The organism is Paractinoplanes ferrugineus, from assembly GCF_016862195.1.
In the GTDB taxonomy this organism is placed as follows: Bacteria; Actinomycetota; Actinomycetes; order Mycobacteriales; family Micromonosporaceae; genus Actinoplanes; species Actinoplanes ferrugineus.
This window is the reverse complement of the sequence record NZ_BOMM01000059.1, coordinates 82,727-101,384: the sequence shown is the minus strand read 5'-3', so window position 1 is coordinate 101,384 and position 18,658 is coordinate 82,727. Positions and strand designations below refer to the sequence as shown.

The following is an 18,658-nucleotide window of genomic DNA, read 5'->3' as shown; positions in this document are numbered from 1 at the left end:
GACAGGGCACGGTCGGACAGGGCTAGGAGACCAGGCCCGGGACCTTGTCCGGCTTGAAGCCCCAGTGCCAGCTCTCCCGCGACGCGGTGTTGTAGAAGCCGTACTTGTCGGCGTTCGCCCGCACCCACGAGAGGGCCTTGGCGTTCAGGTCGAGGTCGGTGGCCATGCCCCAGCCGTGCTCGCTGGTGCCGGGCTTGGCCGCCAGCCCGCCCTGCGAGTACAACCCTTTCCGCTTGGCCAGGTCGACCTGCTCGGCGTACGGGCGGTAGGAGTCGGTGATGCCGATGGTCACGCCGTCCTTCTTGGCGTCCGCGATCATCTGGGTCAGCTTCTCGGCGGCCGGTGCCCACAACTTGTGCCGGGTGTCGCCGACCTGCTCCAGCGCGGTGGCCGGGACCTTGCCGTTGCCGTACGCGACGAGGTCGGTCGGGATGCCCTTGGCGTCGAGCTTGTAGGTACGTCCGGAGGTCGGCGTCTGCTGGACGGCCTGGGACAGATAGCTGGCGAAGTCGTCGCCGGCCGCACCGCCGGTCGTCGTGGTCTGCTGGCTCTGCGCCGGGGTCGCCGTCTTCTGCGTCTGGAGCGCGATGATCCGGCTCTGGATGTCGGCGATCCGCGAGTTCACTCCCTCGATTCCCACGTAGTCCCGTTCGGCGCGGGCCGGGAAATCCTGAACTCAGCCGGCGATCGGCAGGTCGATCGTGTGCCGGGTGTGGTCGACCTTGGCCTGCAGATAACGGTTATTCGCCGCGGAAGTGTGCACAAGGGTCGGTAGCACCTCGCGAACCTCGATGCCGAGCGTCCGCATCTGGCCCGACTTGTCCGGGTTGTTGGTGAGCAGGTCGATCTTCGAGACCCCGAGGGCGGTGAGCATCTGGGCGGCGGCGGTGTAGTCCCGCTCGTCGTCGAGGTACCCGAGTGCCCGATTCGCGGCGTACGTGTCGAGCCCGGCGTCCTGCAGCGCGTACGCGTCAAGCTTGGGGTAAAGGCCGATCCCCCGGCCCTCCTGCCGCAGATAGAGCAGGTAGCCGCCGGTCCGCGTGATCCGCTCGGCCGCCTCGCGCAGCTGCGGCCCGCAGTCGCAGCGCAGCGAGCCGAGCACGTCGCCGGTGAGGCACTCGGAGTGCAACCGCACCAGCGGCACCTCGCCGGGCGAGCCGAACCGCAGCGCCAGGTGTTCCTTGCCGTCGGCGAGGCCGGTGAAGGTGCTCACCCGCGCGTCGGCCGCGAAGCCGTCGGCGAAGCGCAGCGGGACCGTGACGGTGGTGCGGATGGCGGCGGGCATGCACGCCAGATCGGTCAGCCGCGGCCCGGGGCTGAGGTTTCCAGCTCCACCGGTTCGCGCCGCTCGCCGCCCTCGAGCCGCTCGACGAGGTCCAGCTCGACCTCGGAGGTGCGGTTCCGCCGGTTCGGCAGCATGTTGGTGATCAGCACGACGAACGAGCCGATCCCGGCGTAGAGACCGAGGACGATCAGGTGCTGGCGGATCTCGGCGGCCGGGAAGTAGAGGTCGTCGCGGACCGCCTGCACACCGGCGCCGGTGGGCAGGTTCTCGCCCACGGTGCGGCCGAAGGCGGGCAGGAACTCGGGCAGGATGCTCGCCCCGGAGATGACCGTGCCGAGCGTGAAGTACATGGCTCCGATCAACGCGCCGGCCGGGCCGAACAGCGCGACCGCACCGGCCGTGGAAGCGGTGATGGCGAGCGAGATCAGCGAGAAGATGCCGAGCATCTCGCCCCGGTCGGCGGTCTCCCCCACCCCGAACCAGGTCATCGACCAGAGGATGACGGCGGCCGAGCCGATCGCGTACAGGATCAGGATCGACACGTGCGCGATGCCGCGCCGCCACGAGCGGCGGGCCCGCGGGATGAGCCGGCCGAGGCCCATCGAGGCGATCGTGCCACCGAGGGCGAGAGCCTGGGTGAGGAAGCCGAGCGAGACGCCGTTGACGTCGTCGCCGGGCAACGGCACCACGTCGGTGACGGCCGGCGGGGTGTTCAGGTCGGTGGCCGCGCTGACCTTCATCGTGTCGCCGGACTTGGCGTACTCGGCCAGGATCGCGGCGGTCTGCTGCTGCACGACCGCGGTGTAGGTGCTCCTCAGCAGCCCGGCGGCGGCGGTCCCGGCGGCACCGGCCACGTAGAGGTGCGGCTTGCTCGAGGTGATGTCGACGCCGCCGTAGACGTCCCGCCGTTTGATCGCGAGGGTCAGGTCGTCGGCGGTGGCGTAGTCGGTGACCTTGAAGTAGTCGTTCTCGGACAGCAGGGCGACCACGGCCTCGCGCTTGGCGGCCGGCGAGACGAGTCCGACCGGCAGCTGGTGCGGTTGCGCCTTGTGGCCCATGGCCAGGTAATAGGCGGTCAGGCCGAGCTGCACGAGCACGCCGATCACGCAGACGGCGAGCGCGAAGCGGCGGAACGCCATGATCGAATCGGCCTGCCGGTTCTCCTGCGTCACTCCCTGAGCATTACGGACGAAAGCACCTCATGCGGCCGTTTCGCTGATCAGGGCGAGAAGGGCTCGCGCGGCCGCGCTCGGGGCCCGCAGCGCGGAGACGGCGACGCCGAGGGGCCAGTCCAGGTCGGCGCCGAGCACGCTTTTCAGGATCAGACCCCGCCGATCCGGTACGGCGAACGGCGGCAGTACGGCGATGCCGAGTCCTTCGCGTACGAAGTCGGCGCCGCTGCCGATGTCGATCACCTCGATGCCGACCCGCCGCCGGGTGCCGGCCGCCGCGAACGCCCGGTCCACCACCACCCGGTTGCCGTAGCCCTCCGGGAAGTCCACGAAACGCTCGTCGGCCAGGTCGGCGATCGTGACCTCGTCGGCTTCGGCCAGCCGATGCCCCTCGGGCAGCACCAGGTCGAGCCGCCGCCAGGCCACCTGGCGCACCTCGATGCCGGCCGGCGGGCGTCCCGGCACCGACACGACGGCCAGGTCCAGCGAGCCCTCGGCGAGGCCGTCGAGCAGCCCCGCCGTGCCCCGCGGCGAGTGCGTGAGCTGCAGCAGCACGCCCGGATGGGTGCGATGGAAGGTGCCGAGCAGCCCCGGCACGTCGATCAGGCCGACCGAGGTCAGGGTGCCCAGCCGGATCGTGCCGCGAAGTCCGCCGCGCACCTCGGCGACCGCGTCCCGGGCGGCCTGGGCGGCGTCGAGCGCGGCCCGGGCCCGGGGCAGGAGCGCCTCCCCGGCGTCGGTCAGGGTCACCCGCTTGGAGTTACGTTCGAGCAGGTCGGCACCGAGATCGCGCTCGAGTGCTTTGATCACCGACGAGACACCGGACTGGACCACGTGCAGCCGGGCCGCGGCGCGGGTGAAGCTGCGCTCCTCGGCGACGGCCACGAAATACTCGAAGTGCCGTAGTTCCATCCGGCGATCATCTCAGTTGGTGATAGATCCTGTCAGTAATCATCGTTGGACGAGATGGTTGTGTCGGCGCACTCTGACCTCATGACAGTCCTGACCCGGCCCGCTCCCGCCGAACGAGCCGACTCCGCCCGGCACGGCGTCGCCTTCTGGCTGATCGCCGCGGTGTTCCTCGTGTCGCTGGCCTTCTCCACCGTGCCCGCCCCGCTGTACCCGCTCTATCAGCGTCAGGACGGCTTCTCCTCGTTCACCGTGACGATCGTCTTCGCCGTCTACGCGATCGGCGTCGTGATCAGCCTGCTGCTCGCCGGGCACGTGTCCGACTGGGCCGGGCGGCGGCGCGTGCTGCTCCCGGCTCTCGGCCTCGAGATCGTGGCCGCCCTGCTCTTCCTGTTCTGGCCGGCCCTGCCCGGACTGATCGTGGCCCGGTTCCTGACCGGACTCGGCGTCGGCCTGATCACCGCGACCGCCACCGCGTACCTTCTCGAACTGCACACCGCGCACCGCCCGGCCGCCGGTCGCGCCCGCTTCGAGATCGTGTCGGCGGCGGCGAACCTGGGCGGGCTCGGCACCGGCACCCTGGTCGCGGGTTTCCTGGCCCAGTTCGCGCCGGCTCCCCTGCGTACGCCGTACATCGTCTTCCTGATCCTGCTGACGCTCGCCGTCGCCGCCGTCGCCGCCGCGCCCGAGACGGTGCGCGCGCCCGCCGTGCGGCCGCCCTACCGGCCGCAGCGCGTCCGGGTCGATCTTGTCGCCTCGATGACCGCCTTCACCGCCTTCGCCGTCTTCGGCCTGTTCACCTCGCTCGCCCCGGGCTTCGTGGCGGGCTCGCTGCACCACCCGAGCCGCCTGCTCGCCGGCGCCGTGTCGTTCGTGGTGTTCGCGGCGGGCGCGGTCGCCCAGACCGCCGCCCGGCAGCGCCTGGGCACCGGCCTGGTGGCCCTCGCGGCCGGCGTCGTGACCGTCGCGGCCGCCACCCAGCTCACCTCGCTCGGGCTGTTCCTGGCCGGCGGCGCGCTGGCCGGCGGGGGCGCCGGGATCATGTTCAAGGCGGCGGTCCGGGTGGTCACCTCGACGGCCGCCGCGCACCAGCGCGGTGAGACCCTGGCCGGCCTGTTCCTGGTCGCCTACCTGGGCCTGGTCGGCCCGGTTCTCGGCCTCGGCGTCGCGACCCGCTACGTGCCGGCCACCACGGCGATGCTGTGGTTCACCGGTTTCCTGCTGGCACTGCTCGGCACTATCACACTTCTCGATCGCTTAGTTCGGCGGTGAAAGGATTCAGTGATTGTCGCCACGGTGTTGATCGGTAGCGGAATACCGGTCAGCACCGTCCGGCTTGGAATTCTCGGCGAAAAATGGCACGCCTGGCCGGAAAGCGCACGATCGATCCGGAACACGCGGGCCGGCGCCGGACCCCAATCACTGTTTAGTGGGGTGTCGCAACAACTGTCGGACTGCTTGATCGCCATCGACCAGGTCTTATATGGATCAACGGGCAGCCTGTGAGAAGTCCTGCGTTGACGTGCAAGTTGCACGACTCATAGTGTCGAGGGCGTGACGACGGGTGCCTGACCCTGAAAAAGGGCCGGGCCGGGGTGGGGTCAACTCTGTCCGACGGCATGCGGCAACTCGGAACACCAAGCGGCCTAGGAGCCCTCGATGACTGTCACGATCGGCATCAACGGATTAGGACGGATCGGCCGAAGCGTCACGCGGATAGTAGCGGCGTCGGGAGATCCCGGAATATCCATTGCCGCCGTGAACGACCTTGCGTCGACCGAGAAAATGGCCTACGGACTGCGCCGCGACAGCATTCGTGGAGCCTTTCCCGGCACCGTCTCGGCGCGCGCCGATCACCTCGTCGTCAATGATCACGCCATCCGGGTCTTCCATCACGCGCAGCCCGAACGCATCCCGTGGGCCGACGCCGGGGTCGACGTCGTCATCGAGGCCACCGGCCGCTTCCGGGCCGGCACCACGGCGCGGACCCACATCACCCACGGCGGCGCCCGCAAGGTGGTGATCAGCGCGTCCGCCGACGACCCCGACGCGTTCCTGGTCTACGGCGCCAACCACCACATCTACGACCCCGCCGAACACGACGTGGTCTCCCCCGGCTCGTGCGGCGTCAACGCGCTCACCACGATGGCCAAGGTTCTGCTCGACCGGTTCGGGCTGCGCTCGGTCACCACCTCGGTGATGCTCGCCGTCCAGGGCTGGCAACGCGCGCAGGACTCGGTGGTCGGCACCTCCCGCGACGACCCGCGGCTCGGCCGGGCCGCCGGCGAGAGCATCATCCCGCACAACCACGTGGTCGGTGACCTGGTGCGGGTGGCGCTGCCGGAGATCGGCGAGATGCGCTACAGCTACTACTGCGTACCGACCCCGATCGGCTCCCTCGCCGAACTCTCCGGCCTGACCGACCGCCCGGTGAGCGTCGAGGAGGTCAACCGGGCGATGGCCGAGGCGGCCGGCGGACCGATGCGCGGCATCCTCGCGTACGACCCCGACCCCACCGTCTCCGTCGACGTCAAGAACAACCCGGCGTCCTGCCTGTTCGACCCTTCCGGGACGCAGACCACCGCCGACGGCGGAGTGAAGGTGCGCGGCTGGTTCGACAACGAGTGGGGCTTCTCCAACCGCCTGCTCGACCTCGCGCGGCTGGTGGGAGAACGCTCACCCGTCACGTCCCGGCGGGTGACCTGGAGCATCGCCTAGAGTCGGCTGATGCTTCCCGAGTTTGATCTCTCGTCAGCGGCCGCCCGGATCAGCGACCGGGTGCGGCACACCCCCGTCATGCGGGCCGACCGGCAGCTCTGGTTCAAACTCGAACACACCCAGCACGCGGGCAGCTTCAAGACCCGGGGCATGTTCAACCAGATCCTCGCCGCCGCCTCCCGCGGCGACCTGCCGGCCGCCGGCATCGTCGCGGCGTCCGGCGGAAACGCGGGCCTGGCGGCGGCGTACGCGGCCCGCGAGCTGGGCATCCCGGCCGAGGTGTACGTGCCGGAGACCGCCCCCGCCGTCAAAGTCGCCAAACTGCGCAAGTACGGCGCCCACGTGGTCCAGATCGGCACCGAGTACGCGGTGGCCGCCGCCGCCGCGGTCGAGCGCTCGACCGAGACCGGCGCGTTGTTCTGCCACGCCTACGACAACGCCGACATGGTCGCCGGCAACGGCACCCTCGGCCTGGAACTGCTGTCCCAACTCGACTTCGACACCGTGCTGGTCGCCGTCGGCGGCGGCGGCCTGATCGCCGGCGTCATCGCCGCCGTCCACGACCGGGCCCGCGTGATCGCCGTCGAGCCCGCCACCTCGGCCGCCCTGCACGAGGCCCTCCGCGCCGGCGGCCCCGTCGACGTCCCGGTCTCCGGCGTGGCCGCCGACTCGCTGGGCGCCCGCCGCGCCGGCAAAATCGCTTACGACCTGGCCGCCGGCGCCGGGATCTCGGCCATCCTGGTCGACGACAAAGCCATCGTCGACGCCCGCCGCCGCCTGTGGGACGACTACCGCCTCGCCGTCGAGCACGGCACCGCCACCGCCCACGCCGCCATCACCTCCGGCGCCTACCTCCCCGCCGCCGACGAACGCGTGGTGGTCCTCCTCTGCGGCGCCAACACCAACCCCAGCGACCTCATCTGACCCCGCCGCCCGCCGCGTCCCGCCCGGCTACGGGAGGGCCCCTTCTCCAGAAAGGGGCCTTCCCGGGCAGTCCGAGACCCCTGGTTCAAGGAAGATGCGGCCTCGCGGACGCTCGGAGAAGCCTCGATCGAGCACGTTGCGCGGATCCGGCCGGCCGGGCCGGGTCAGGTGATCGCGCGATAGAGCAGGAGCAGGCCGACGACGGTGCCGAAGACGACGATGACGGTGCGGAGCACGCGGGCCGGGAGCCGGCGGGCGAGTCGGGCGCCCGCGTAACCGCCGACGACGGTGGCCGGTGCCAGCACCAGTACGGCGCCCCAGTGCACGGGCCCGAACAGGGCGAAGACCACCAGGGTGACCAGGCCGACGGTCGCCGACAGGGTGTTCTTCAGCGCGTTGATCCGGTTGAGTGGCTCGTCGAGGATCAGGGCGAGGGCGGCCACGTACATGACCCCGAGCGCCGCCCCGAAGTAACCGCCGTAGATCGCCCCCACGAACACCACGGCCTGAAGTGAGACCGCCGCCCGCCGAGCCGACATGTGCCGCGGATGCCCGACAAGGCCGCGCAGCCGCTGCTGGAAGGCCAGCGTCGCGGCCGCCGCCAGCACCAGGAACGGCACGATCCACTCGAATGCGCGGGCCGGCGTCACCAGCAGCAGCACGCAGCCGACCACCGAGCCCACCACGCTCGTCGGCAGGATCGCCCGCACCCGCGCCGACTGTCCCGCGAGATCGGCCCGGCTCCCGGCCACGCTCGACACGTAGCCCGGGAACACCGAGACCGAGTTGGTGACGTTGGCGTCGACGGTCGGCAGTCCGGTCGCGATCAGGCCGGGAAAGGTGATCAGCGACCCGCCCCCGGCGACCGCGTTGACCCCGCCGGCCGCGACACCGGCGACGATCAGCAGAAGTACATGCGTCAGATCCATGGCGAAGCTGAATCTACGTGCCCCCTGCGGCACCCCCACCGGCCGCCCGTAGGATTGTGCCGACGGACGAGTCGGCCGGGCGGTCGCGTCGGCGCCCCTGTGGCGTCACCGAGGAACGTCCGGACTCCGAAGAGCAGGGTGGTTGTTAACGGCAACCCGGGGCGACCCGCGGGAAAGTGCCACAGAGAACAGACCGCCGGCATCATCTGCCGGTAAGGGTGAAACGGTGAGGTAAGAGCTCACCAGCACCCCGGGTGACCGGGGTGGCTTGGTAAACCCCACCCGGAGCAAGGCCAAGTAAGGCCTGCCGCAAGGCGGGCCGGCGCAGGCGTTCGAGGGCTGCTCGCCCGAGTCTGCGGGTAGGCCGCAAGAGCGCACCGGCAACGGTGAGCCGAGATGGATGACCGCCCCCGGCGCAAGCCGTGGACAGAATCCGGCGTACAGGCCGACTCGTCCGTCACCTTCACCGGCAGTGCGTTCGCTGCCGTTACGGGTCAGGTTGCCTGCAGTCCGCGGCGCCAGGACAGTGCGCGCCGTTCGGCGGCCCGCAGAAGCAGGTCGGACAAAAGGCCCAGCGCGCCATAGATGAAAAGCCCCAGGAGTACGACGTCGGTCCGGCTGAACTCGCGCGCCTCCATCATCAGGAAGCCGATGCCGTTCTGGGTGTTCGTCTGCTCGCCGACGACCAGGCTCAGCCAGGCCGCGCCGATCGCCAGCCGCAGCCCCAGGAAAAGGGAAGGCATCGCGCCCGGCAGCACGACGTGCCGCAATCGGGCCCAGGTGCCCAGCCCGTAACTGCGGGCGAGTTCGATCAGCCGCTCGTCGATGTCGCGGATTCCGGCGTAGATGTTGAAGTAAAGCGGGAAGAACGCGCCCAGCGCGACCAGCGTGATCTTCATCGACTCGCCGATGCCGACCCAGATGATCAGCAACGGCACCAGCGCCAGGTGCGGCAGCATGCGAGCCATCTGAACGGGCGGGTCGATCGCTTCGTCACCCAGCCGCAGCAGCCCCGCCAGCGAACCCAGGACCAGGGCCAGCGTGCCACCGATCAGCAGCCCGACCACCGCCCGGGTCAGCGAGTCGAACAGGTGGTGACCGAGCGTGCCGTCCGCCGCGAGTCGCCAGCCCGTCCGCAGGACGGCACTGGGCGCCGGCAATTTGTCCGCCGGGATCACTCCGGCTCCGGCCCCGGCCTGCCAGAGCCCCAGAATCAGCAACGGACTCACCGCGCGCCGCCAGCGCCGCTTCCGCACCTTTCCGGCCGGTACCGCCGCGGTCGCCGAATCGGGCCGGGCCGAGACGAGCGTCATTGCGCCGCCCCGGTGAACCGGGTGTCGACAAGCTTGTCGACCTGCACCTTTCCCGGAATCAGTTCCAGCTCGGTGAACCCGTCGGCGATCCCCTGCAACTCCGCGCCGATCTCGCCGGTCAGCGGCGCCACCGGCTGCGCCGCCCGGGCCAGGGCCCGTTTGGTCGTCGCCTCGTCGATCTTCAATTCCGGCGACAACACCTCGGCGCGTTCGTCCGGGTTGGCGATCCCCCACGCGGTCGTTCTCTCGTACGTCGCCAGAAAGCTCTTGATCTGCTCGGTCTTCTTGTCGGCCGCCTCCTGGGCGACCAAGATGTATTCCCGGTTGTCGGCGACACCGGTCGCATCCGCGAGGATCTGCACGTCGTCGCGCTCGGCCAGCGCGAAATACGGATCCCAGATGATCCAGGCGTCCACCTGGTCGTTGTCGAAAGCCGGGCGACCCTCGGCCGGTTTCAGATATTTGACGTTCACGTCGCTGAGCGTCATCCGGTTGGCCTGGAGCAGCCGCACCAGAAGCCAGTGCACATTGGAACCCTTGTTGAGCGCGATCGTCTTGCCCTTGAGATCCGCGAAACTCCTGAACCCGCGACTCCTCTTGACGAGCACCGCCTCGCTCTTCGGCGAGGGCGCCCCGACCGCCGCGATCCTGAACGGCGTCCTGGCCGCCGCCGCGAAGATGGGCGGCGCCTCCCCGGTCTGCCCGACGTCGATCGCCCCGGCCTTGATCGCCTCGGTGAGCGCCGGCCCGCTCTCGAACAGCGACCAGGTCACCCCGGGCGCGTCGTGGCGGGCCTTGACCAGGCTCAACCCGCCGAACCGCTGGTAGCCGATCCGCAGGGGCGCACCCCCACCCGCGGCCTTGTCGTCGCTTCCACCACACCCCACGAGCGAGGTCGCGACAAGCGTCAGAACAGCGGCAAATCCTGAAGTACGGCGCATGCCCCAGAGTCTATATAACCGATAGGAAATATCGATAGAGTCTGAGAACCGTGGAAACCAGGCCGGTCCGCGACGCCGGGACCGAGCCCCGGGTGGCGGGCTTCGGGCGGGTCAGTGCTTCAAGGACTTCAGGGCGACGTCGAGGGTGGCGAAGACGGTGTCGGGGCTGCCGCTCTCCCAGTACGGGACGGGGTCGGGCCGGCCGGGGGCGGGTGACCACAGCCACCAGACGTTCTGCCAGGGGTCGAGCATCCGGCCGAGGGTCTTCTCGCCGTAGAACGGGACCGGCTCGGTGATCACGGTGGCGCCCCGGTCGAAGCCGCGGGCCAGCACGGCGGACACGTCCCGGACCCACAGTTGGAGCAGGGCGGGGCGGGCCGGCCAGCCGGGCCGGCGGTCGGCGAACATGAGGTCGACTGTGCCCAGGCGGATCTGGGCGTGGATCAGCTTTCCGTCCGGCGTCGGGGTGCGGGCCGCGGCGAGTTCGGTGACGCCGAAGACCTCGGTGACGAAACGGATCAGGCCGGCGGCGTCGTCGACGATGACGAACGGGTTGAGGGCGGCACCGCCGGAAGGGGCTGTATCCAGGATCTCTGTGTTCATAACGGAAGCCTCGCAGGCCATCCGGCCAGTTTCTGACCGCTGAAGGCATTGCCTCGGTCGCGCATGGACGTTTAGCTTCGTCAATCAGAAAACTTTGTTTACAGCCCTGGAGGGCTCATGCGCGATAACACCCGCCGCCTCGTCGCTGTGGCGGCCACGGCGGCGACGCTGGTCGCGGCCGCACCCGGGGCGGCCCAGGCGCACGACAGCGGGCACCACGAGTACGGCAAGAAGTACGTGAAGGTCGGCTACTTCACGCAGTGGGGCATCTACGGCCGCGGCTTCCCGCTCGCCAAGGTGCAGAACTCCGGCGCCGCCGCCGGGCTCACCCACCTCAACTACGCCTTCGGGCCGGTCACCGCGACCGGGGAGTGCGTCAGCGCCGACCCGTGGGCGGACTGGCAGACCTCGTTCTCCGACGCCAACAGTGTCGACGGCGTCGGTGACGTCGCCGGGCAGCCGCTCGCCGGCAACCTCAACCAGCTGGCCGAACTCAAGAGCAAGAACCCGAAGCTGCGGGTGCTGATCTCGCTCGGCGGGTGGAGCGGATCGGCGTACTTCTCGGACGCGGCCCTGACCGATGCCTCGCGCAAGAAGCTCGTCAGCTCCTGTGTCGATCTGTGGATCAAGGGGAACCTGCCCGGCCTGCAGGCCGGTGTCGCGGGCGGGATCTTCGACGGCGTCGACCTCGACTGGGAGTGGCCGGGTTCGGCGGGCAACACCGGCAACGTGATCCGGCCCGCGGACAAGGCCAACTTCACGCTGCTGGCCGCCGAGTTCCGGGCGCAGCTCGACAAGCTCGGCCGCGGCACGCGCAAGCACTACGACCTGACCGCGTTCCTGCCGGCGGCGCCGGCGAAGATCGACGCCGGCTTCGAGGGGCGGAAGATCTTCAAGTACCTCGACTTCGGAACGGTGCAGGGGTACGACTTCCACGGCTCGTGGGAGCAGCGGTCCAACCAGCAGTCGTCGATCTTCGTACCCAGGGGCGCGCCGGACAACCCGGACTTCTCCGTCGACAACGCGATCAACGCGTGGACCGCGGCCGGTGCGCCGACGAGCAAGCTCGTGCTCGGGCTTCCCTATTACAGCCAGGGCTGGACCGGGATCACCGGCGGCGGGAACGGCCGGTTCGCCACGGCCACCGGGCCGGCCAAGGGTGTCTTCGCGGACGGGACCGAGGACTACAAGACGGTGAAGAACCTGCCCGGGTTCAAGCTCTACCGGGACTGGCGGGCCGGCAACTCGTGGCTGTTCGACGGAACCACGTTCTGGACGTACGACGACCCCGCCCAGATGCGGCAGAAGACCCGGTACATCCGGGGCAAGGGTCTCGGCGGGGCGATGATGTGGTCGCTCGACGGCGACGACGACAACGCTTCGCTGACCAAGGCGGTAACTGCCGGGCTCCGATAAAAGCGGCCGGGCTCCGATAAAAGCGCAAAGTTACGCGGGCGTGGCGGTGCCGTTGAGCGCACCGCCTCGCCCGTTCGGCGCACGGTGATCGACTGACTCCGGTCCGCGTCGTTAGCTTCTCTGTGAACCCCGACACAAACGAGGAGTGTGGCTGATGGCCGAGCCCGAATCTCCGAAGACCGAGGTGCGCAGCGACCGCAGCCCCTGGAACTGGCTGCTCGTCATCCCCATCGTGGTGCCGCTGCTCACCCCACTGTTCAATCACGACTCGCCGCGGCTGTGGGGCTTCCCGGCGTTCTACTGGCTGCAGTTCCTGTTCATCCTGCTCGGTGTGGCGACCACCAGCGTCGTCTACCAGATGACCCGGCGGCGGTGACCCATGAGCGACCACATCACCGAGATCGTCGTCTTCACCATTTTGTTCCTGCTGGTCAGCGGCATCGGCTTCGTGGCCGCCCGGTGGCGGGCGCCCAAGGACATGGCCCACCTCGACGAGTGGGGGCTGGGCGGCCGCAGCTTCGGCGGATGGATCACCTGGTTCCTCGTCGGCGGTGACCTCTACACGGCGTACACCTTCGTCGCCGTTCCCGCCCTGATCTTCGGAGCCGGGGCCGCCGGCTTCTTCGCGGTGCCCTACACCGTGATCATCTATCCGCTGTTCTTCCTGATCCTGATCCGGCTCTGGTCGGTGTCGCACCGGCACGGCTTCGTCACCCCCGCCGACTTCGTGCGCAGTCGCTTCGACTCGCCGACGCTGGCGCTGCTCATCGCGATCACCGGCATCGTGGCGACCATGCCGTACATCGCGCTGCAGCTGATCGGCATCGAGGCGGTGCTCAAGACGATGGGTGTGACCGGCGACAGCCTGCTCGCCCGGCACGCGCCGATCATCATCGCGTTCGCGATCCTCGCGGCCTACACCTATCAGTCGGGCCTGCGCGCCCCCGCCCTGATCGCGTTCGTCAAGGACACGCTGATCTACCTCGTCATCATCGTGGCGGTGCTCTACCTGCCCTACAAACTGGGTGGCTGGGGCGACATCTTCGATGCCGCGGACAAGAAATTCCAGGCGTCGGCCGCGCCCGGCGACGGCATTCTGCTCAATGTCAACAATCAGATCCAGTACGTGACCTTGGCGCTCGGCTCGGCCCTGGCCCTGTTCCTCTATCCGCACAGCATCACCGGGGTGCTGGCGAGCAAGAACCGCAACGTCATCAAGCGGAACATGTCGGCGCTGCCCGCGTACAGTTTCCTGCTCGGCCTGATCGCGCTGCTCGGTTACATGGCCATCGCGGCCGGGGTGAAACCGCTCCCCGGCGCCAAGGAGGGCACGCTCGACAGCAACACCGTGGTGCCGCTGCTGTTCGACCAGAAGTTCCCGTCGTGGTTCGCGGGCGTCGCGTTCGCCGCGATCGGGATCGGCGCCCTGGTGCCGGCCGCCATCATGTCGATCGCCGCGGCCAATCTGTTCACCCGCAACATCTACAAGGAATACCTGAAGCGCGACGCCACCCACGCCCAGGAGGCCCAGGTCTCGAAGATCGCCTCACTGGTCGTGAAGGTGGGCGCGGTCGCGTTCATCGTCTTCCTCGACCCGCAGTTCTCCATCGACCTGCAGCTGATCGGCGGCGTGATCATCCTGCAGACGGCGCCGTCGGTGGCGATCGGCCTCTACACCCGCTGGCTGCACCGGGGCGCGTTGATCGCGGGCTGGGCGGCCGGCATGGCCCTCGCGTTCTGGATGCTCTGGCAGATTCCCAACGCGGCCACGAAACGCGCCCACTTCGGCGGGTCGGCGTTCTCGTTGTCCGAGTTCGGATTCGACACCTCGAAGACGATATACGTGGGCTTCGTAGCGGTAGCGGTCAATCTTCTGGTGGCGGTTCTCGTGACGTTCGTCCTGCGGGCCCTGAAGACCGCGGAAGGCGTCGACGGCACCGCGCCGGACGACTATTTCGCCGACGAGGGCGACCCCCGGATCGACCGTTCGGAAACCACCGTCAACACGGTTTCGTCGACCTGACCCGCTCCCGGTAGGAGAAAACCGCACCCCGTCGCCGGGTGCGGCGTTCACCTTTCACCGGACTCGGCGGCCCACCATTCCTCGGCCAGGATGCCCATCCGCACGTTGTCGTGCCAGGCGCCGCCGCGGAACACCGCCGAACGGTCGCGGCCCTCGTCGACGAAACCCGCTCGGGTGTACGTGTGAATGGCCCGCTCGTTGTAACCGAGCACGTTCAGCTGGACCCGGTGCAGGTTCAGTTCGGCGAAGGCGAACCGCAGCATCAACCGGGTCGCCTCCAGCCCGTAACCCTGGCCCTGGTGCGGCGGCCCGATGATGATGGCGAAGGTGGCGGTGCGGTTGTGCGCCTCCGCGCCGAACAGGGAGACCTGACCCAGCACCGTCCCGTCATGGGTCACCGCGACCAGGCCGGCGTCGGTGCCGTCGTTGCGACTCCAGGCCCGGAACTGCTCGGCGATCGGCGCGGCCGGCCGGGGGTGGATCGGCCCGCCGGTCTGGGTGACCATCACCGCCGGGTCCTGCCACCAGGCCACCAGGTCGGTCAGGTCGTCCTCGCGCAGCTCCCGCAGGCGGATCCGCTCCCCGAGGAGCACGTTCGTGGTCGGCTTCATGCCGCCGAAACTACTAGTGCGCCGACGCCCGCGCGGGCCTGCACGTCGACTCCGGCGGTGCCGTTCTGCCAGCCGTTGGCGGTGAAGCTCTGCCCGGCCGAGATCCCCTGGTGGGTCTGCCCGTCCAGGACGAGCCGACCGGCGCCCGAGCCGACCTGCACCCGGGCCGGGGTGCCGGCCGGGAGCCGCACCTGGAACTCGTCGACGCCGCCGGTCATCTCCACGGCGACCGGGCGGGACGGCTTGGGCAGCGCGACGTCGATGCGGCCCGCCCCGCCGGCCAGCTGGACGCCGTCGGCGAGGCCGCCGCTGAGGTCGATCGCGGCGTCCCGGGTGCCGCCGTCGAGGCGGACCGTCCAGCCGACCGCCGAATTGAGCACGACCTCGACCACGCCGGAGCCCGGCTCGGGGGCGGCGGCGAGATGCACCCGGACGGTGCCGTCGGCCTGGTCGGCACGCGGGACGAGGCCGCCGCCGTCGGGCACCCGCACCTGGTAGAGGTCGTCGCCGAGGGAGCCGGTCCGCACCCGCACCGAGGTGGCGCCGTCGAGAAGCTCGAAGGTGGCGTTGTGCTCACCGTTGCGCTTGCCGGTCACCTTGCTCGGGCTGCCGTCGCGGCCGTTGCTCCCGATCAGGATCGCGGCCAAGCCGACGATCAGCACCGCGGCCAGGGCGATGACCAGGATTCGCGCCGGTCTTGTCAGTCCTCTCACATCGATGGAAGTTCCCCGATGGGTGGGCGGCTACACCCGGGTGCGCATGTGCTCGGCCAGTGCCCCGGTGAATTTCTCGAGGGTGGCGGCCAGGTCCTGGCGCTCCTGATCGGAGTAGCCCGCGAGTATCTTGCCGTACAGCATCTTGCGGGCCTGGCGAACTCGCTCGACCTCGGTCAGTCCGAGGGGCGTGGCGGCGATGACCGTGCCGCGCCCGTCCTTGGGGTCGGGGCCGCGCTCGGCCAGGCCGTCCTTCTGCAGCGCGGTGACCTGCCGGGTGACGGTGGAGCCGTCGAGGTTGAGGGCGGCGGCGAGGACCGACACGTTGAGCGGCCCGTCCTGCTCGAGCCGGCGGAGGATCACATAGGCGGCCCGGTCGAGGGCTCGGTGCGGCTGCACCCCGGTCGACCGGCGGGTCGCCTCGCCGAGCCGCATGAGCAGCGCCACCTGCGTCTCGATCCGGCCAAGCACTCCGTCGTCGCCCATAACTGTATGTTACAGCGAACCCTTGCGATTTTTAAGGACTGTCGCGCCCAGCCCCATGATCGCGACCAGGCCCACGATCACCACGAACGACACGGTCAAGCTCGACACGTGGGCGATGCCACCGATAATGCCGGGGGCGATCAGACCACTACCGTACGCGATGCCCGCGACCCCGGCGATGTTGCGCCCCGGATGTCCGGGCAGCCGGCCGGCGGCCGCGAAGACGAGCGGGACGACCACCGCGATGCCGACGCCGAGCAGGCCGAACCCGGTGATCACCAGCGCGACCGGCTTGGTCAGCACGACGATCAGGGCGCCCGCGGTGGCGATCACCCCGGAGAGGCGTACGGCATTGACCGCGCCCAGCTTGCGCACCGCCCAGTCGCCGCCGAACCGCGCGATCGCCATGCAGATCGAGAAGATCGAGACGGTGGCCGCCGCCGTCGAGGCCGAGTTGTGCAGCAGGTCACGCACGTAGACGGCGGACCAGTCGAGGCTGGCGCCCTCGGCGAAGACGGCACACAGCCCGATCAAGCCGATCGGCAGGACCGCGCGCGACGGGAGGGCGAACGCGGGCGGTTCCTCGAGGCCGGGCTCGGGACGACTGTCGAGGAGCCAGAAGGACACCGCCACGCTCACGATGATCAGCACCACCGTGGTCAGCGCGAAGTGCGGCGGCGCGCCGAGCCCGGCCCGGGCGGCGAGGGCACCACCGGCCGAGCCGACCAGCCCGCCGACGCTCCACCAGCCGTGAAAGCCCGACATGACTGATTTCTGGTACTTCTCTTCGACGATCACCGCGTGCGCGTTCATCGCCACGTCGGCCAGCCCGGCGGTCGCGCCGTAGCTCACCAGCGTCACGCACAGCAGCGGCAGCGACCCCGGCAGGGCCGGCAGCAGCAGCGCCGCGGCCCAGCAGACGATCAGCACCCGGGTGAGACTCCGCAGGTCGAAGCGGTGCGCCAGCCGGCCGGAGAGCGGCATCGCGAGCAGCGCGCCGACGCCCGGCATGAGCAACGCGAGGCCCAGACCGCCGGCACCGGCGCCCACGTGGTCGGCCACCCAGGGGACACGTGCGGCGAAGGTCCCGGTCACGGCACCATGAACAGCGAAGATCGTGGAAGTGGCGAACCGTGCCCGGCGCAGCGCCGGGGCGGGCTGGAGGGCGGTGACAGCCATGCGACCGACGCTAGACGAATCCCAACCGGTTGGTAAGTATTTACCGGTGGGTTACGCGAAGGGCCGGGCCAAACGACGCGACATCCTCGACCAGGCGACCGCGCTGTTCGGCGAGGCCGGCTACCGGGGCACGTCGCTGCGCGAGATCGCCGCCCGCTGCGGCCTCTCCCATCCCGGCCTGCTGCACTATTTTCCGACCAAGGAGTCGCTGCTGCTGGCCGTTCTGGAGCTGCGCGACGAGGTCGACCAGACCTGGATCACCGCGGGACAGCCGCGCGGCGCGGCCGCCCTGCGCCGCCTCGTCGACCTGGTCGCCCTGAACACCACCCGGCGCGGCATCGTCGAACTCTTCACCGTGCTGTCGGCCGAGGCGACCGCGGCCGACCACCCGGCGCACGCCTATTTCGTCGAGCGCTATCGCACGCTCGTGCGCGAACTGGAGAAGGCCTACCGGGAGGCGTGCGAGGCCGGCGACCTGCGCCCCGGGGTGGACGCGGCGCGGGCCGCCCGCGAACTGATCGCCCTCATGGACGGCCTGCAGATCCAATGGCTGCTGGACGACACCTCGGTCGACATGGCGGCCACCGTCGAGGCCCATCTGACCGCGCAGATCAGCTCGTCAGAGCACGGCCACCAGTGACGTTCCCGGCTCGACGGCTCCGTTGAGCAGCGCGTACATCATCTTGCCCTCGTAGACCGGGTCGAGCGCGATCCCGTGCCGCCGGTGGAAGTCGTCGACGAACTCCAGCAGCGGTCGCGGCCGCTTGGCGAATCCGCCGAAGTGGAAGCGGTCGTCGATCGACCAGTTGCCGGTCTCGTGGCCGTACCCGGCCTGCAGCCGCCGCACCTCGCCGGCCAGGAAGTCACCCTTGAGCGCCGAGAAACCGAGGGCCCGCTGGTGGGGTCGCAGGGCCGTCGCCGCCCCGGCCAGCGTCGCGCCGGTGCCGCTCGAGAAACAGAGCAGGTCGAAGTCCCGATCGATCTCCTCGACCAGTTCGGCACAACCCCGCAACGCGTACCGGTTGGCGCCGCCCTCCGGGATGAGGAAGAAATCGCCGTACGTCTCACGCAGCCGCTCCTCGGCTTTCCGGCGATATGCCGCCCGGTCCAGATAGGCGAGCGTCATGCCCAGCTCCCGGGCCCGCGCCAGCACCGGGTTGAGCGGCGTGTGCTCCGCACCACGCACGATGCCGATCGTCTCGAAGCCGAAATGGTGCCCGGCCGCCGCCGTCGCCCGCAGGTGATTGGAATAGGCGCCGCCGAACGTCAGGAGCGTCCGCTTGCCCGCTTCCCGGGCCGCCACCAGGTTGTACTTGAGTTTGCGCCACTTGTTGCCGGGAAAATCCGGGTGGATCAGGTCGTCGCGCTTCAGATAGATAGTCAGCCCGGGCTCGTCGAGCCGCTCCAGGGGCGACGGCAGCCGCAGGTCCACCCCG

At 69.8% G+C, this 18,658-nt stretch carries 20 protein-coding genes and 1 other RNA gene; 8 read left to right on the top strand and 13 right to left on the bottom strand.

The features are described from left to right. Positions 1-22: 22 nt before the first annotated feature. The 4 genes from Afe05nite_RS33645 to Afe05nite_RS33630 are packed head-to-tail and all read right to left on the bottom strand — an operon-like array spanning position 23 to position 3,369. Positions 23-640: a M15 family metallopeptidase gene (locus Afe05nite_RS33645; RefSeq protein ID WP_203821312.1), complete on the bottom strand. Its 618-nt coding sequence runs from the start codon at positions 638-640 to the stop codon at positions 23-25. Positions 641-676: 36 nt separating this feature from the next. Continuing rightward, the gene (locus tag Afe05nite_RS33640) at positions 677-1,285 is read right to left on the bottom strand and encodes a GTP cyclohydrolase II (RefSeq protein WP_203821311.1); all 609 of its coding nucleotides are present in this window, start codon (positions 1,283-1,285) and stop codon (positions 677-679) included. A gap of 14 nt (positions 1,286-1,299) precedes the next feature. Next, positions 1,300-2,457 carry an MFS transporter gene (locus Afe05nite_RS33635; RefSeq protein WP_203821310.1) on the bottom strand — a complete coding sequence of 386 codons (1,158 nt, stop codon included), beginning with the start codon at positions 2,455-2,457 and terminating at the stop codon, positions 1,300-1,302. A gap of 27 nt (positions 2,458-2,484) precedes the next feature. After that, positions 2,485-3,369 carry a LysR family transcriptional regulator gene (locus Afe05nite_RS33630; protein ID WP_203821309.1) on the bottom strand — a complete coding sequence of 295 codons (885 nt, stop codon included), beginning with the start codon at positions 3,367-3,369 and terminating at the stop codon, positions 2,485-2,487. Positions 3,370-3,450: 81 nt separating this feature from the next. Between Afe05nite_RS33630 and Afe05nite_RS33625 the strand changes: the two genes are divergently transcribed. From Afe05nite_RS33625 to Afe05nite_RS33615, 3 genes are all read left to right on the top strand, one after another. Beyond that, the gene (locus Afe05nite_RS33625; RefSeq protein WP_203821308.1) at positions 3,451-4,638 is read left to right on the top strand and encodes an MFS transporter; all 1,188 of its coding nucleotides are present in this window, start codon (positions 3,451-3,453) and stop codon (positions 4,636-4,638) included. A gap of 387 nt (positions 4,639-5,025) precedes the next feature. Beyond that, the gene (locus tag Afe05nite_RS33620) at positions 5,026-6,084 is read left to right on the top strand and encodes a type I glyceraldehyde-3-phosphate dehydrogenase (RefSeq protein WP_203821307.1); all 1,059 of its coding nucleotides are present in this window, start codon (positions 5,026-5,028) and stop codon (positions 6,082-6,084) included. 9 nt (positions 6,085-6,093) lie between these two features. Continuing rightward, positions 6,094-7,008, top strand: coding sequence for a threonine/serine dehydratase (locus tag Afe05nite_RS33615; protein WP_203821306.1), 915 nt, complete (start codon positions 6,094-6,096; stop codon positions 7,006-7,008). A gap of 164 nt (positions 7,009-7,172) precedes the next feature. Here the strand turns inward: Afe05nite_RS33615 and Afe05nite_RS33610 are convergent, their stop codons facing one another. Then, entirely contained in the window at positions 7,173-7,937 is a 765-nt protein-coding gene (locus Afe05nite_RS33610) for a sulfite exporter TauE/SafE family protein (RefSeq protein ID WP_203821305.1), read from the bottom strand. A 67-nt stretch (positions 7,938-8,004) separates the two neighbouring features. Here Afe05nite_RS33610 and rnpB point away from each other — a divergent pair. Next, positions 8,005-8,394: RNase P RNA component class A (gene rnpB, locus Afe05nite_RS33605), an RNA gene on the top strand. A gap of 37 nt (positions 8,395-8,431) precedes the next feature. Here the strand turns inward: rnpB and Afe05nite_RS33600 are convergent. From Afe05nite_RS33600 to Afe05nite_RS33590, 3 genes are all read right to left on the bottom strand, one after another. Further along, positions 8,432-9,250, bottom strand: a complete 819-nt coding sequence (locus Afe05nite_RS33600) for an ABC transporter permease (protein WP_203821304.1) — start codon at positions 9,248-9,250, stop codon at positions 8,432-8,434. After that, positions 9,247-10,191, bottom strand: coding sequence for an aliphatic sulfonate ABC transporter substrate-binding protein (locus Afe05nite_RS33595; RefSeq protein ID WP_203821303.1), 945 nt, complete (start codon positions 10,189-10,191; stop codon positions 9,247-9,249). Before Afe05nite_RS33595 ends, Afe05nite_RS33600 begins: the two co-directional genes overlap by 4 nt. 111 nt (positions 10,192-10,302) lie before the next feature. Continuing rightward, entirely contained in the window at positions 10,303-10,794 is a 492-nt protein-coding gene (locus Afe05nite_RS33590; protein ID WP_203821302.1) for a VOC family protein, read from the bottom strand. Between the two features lie 117 nt (positions 10,795-10,911). Here Afe05nite_RS33590 and Afe05nite_RS33585 point away from each other — a divergent pair, with 117 nt between their 5' ends. The 3 genes from Afe05nite_RS33585 (at position 10,912) to mctP (ending at position 14,233) form a co-directional block, all read left to right on the top strand. Next, positions 10,912-12,210, top strand: a complete 1,299-nt coding sequence (locus Afe05nite_RS33585) for a glycoside hydrolase family 18 protein (RefSeq protein ID WP_203821301.1) — start codon at positions 10,912-10,914, stop codon at positions 12,208-12,210. 154 nt (positions 12,211-12,364) lie between these two features. Next, positions 12,365-12,586 carry a DUF3311 domain-containing protein gene (locus Afe05nite_RS33580; RefSeq protein ID WP_203821300.1) on the top strand — a complete coding sequence of 74 codons (222 nt, stop codon included), beginning with the start codon at positions 12,365-12,367 and terminating at the stop codon, positions 12,584-12,586. A 3-nt stretch (positions 12,587-12,589) separates the two neighbouring features. Next, positions 12,590-14,233, top strand: coding sequence for a monocarboxylate uptake permease MctP (gene mctP / locus Afe05nite_RS33575; RefSeq protein ID WP_203821299.1), 1,644 nt, complete (start codon positions 12,590-12,592; stop codon positions 14,231-14,233). Positions 14,234-14,280: 47 nt separating this feature from the next. Here the strand turns inward: mctP and Afe05nite_RS33570 are convergent, their stop codons facing one another. From Afe05nite_RS33570 to Afe05nite_RS33555, 4 genes are read right to left on the bottom strand one after another with little or no spacing between them, the layout of a single operon-like run. Then, positions 14,281-14,844, bottom strand: coding sequence for a GNAT family N-acetyltransferase (locus Afe05nite_RS33570; RefSeq protein ID WP_203821298.1), 564 nt, complete (start codon positions 14,842-14,844; stop codon positions 14,281-14,283). Then, on the bottom strand, positions 14,841-15,557 hold the full coding sequence (locus tag Afe05nite_RS33565) for a hypothetical protein (protein ID WP_203821297.1): 717 nt from the start codon (positions 15,555-15,557) through the stop codon (positions 14,841-14,843). The genes Afe05nite_RS33570 and Afe05nite_RS33565 overlap by 4 nt, the downstream gene beginning before the upstream one ends. Positions 15,558-15,587: 30 nt before the next feature. Then, a complete protein-coding gene (locus Afe05nite_RS33560) occupies positions 15,588-16,043 on the bottom strand; it encodes a MarR family winged helix-turn-helix transcriptional regulator (RefSeq protein WP_203821296.1) in 456 nt (151 codons plus the stop codon). A gap of 9 nt (positions 16,044-16,052) precedes the next feature. Beyond that, entirely contained in the window at positions 16,053-17,222 is a 1,170-nt protein-coding gene (locus Afe05nite_RS33555) for an MFS transporter (protein WP_203821295.1), read from the bottom strand. A gap of 46 nt (positions 17,223-17,268) precedes the next feature. On the opposite strand from Afe05nite_RS33555, the gene Afe05nite_RS33550 reads away from it, so the two are divergent. Beyond that, the gene (locus Afe05nite_RS33550) at positions 17,269-17,862 is read left to right on the top strand and encodes a TetR/AcrR family transcriptional regulator (RefSeq protein WP_203821294.1); all 594 of its coding nucleotides are present in this window, start codon (positions 17,269-17,271) and stop codon (positions 17,860-17,862) included. Here Afe05nite_RS33550 and Afe05nite_RS33545 read toward each other — a convergent pair. After that, a complete protein-coding gene (locus tag Afe05nite_RS33545; protein WP_203821293.1) occupies positions 17,842-18,654 on the bottom strand; it encodes a 1-aminocyclopropane-1-carboxylate deaminase/D-cysteine desulfhydrase in 813 nt (270 codons plus the stop codon). The two genes, Afe05nite_RS33550 and Afe05nite_RS33545, sit on opposite strands and share 21 nt — an antisense overlap. Positions 18,655-18,658 lie beyond the last annotated feature (4 nt).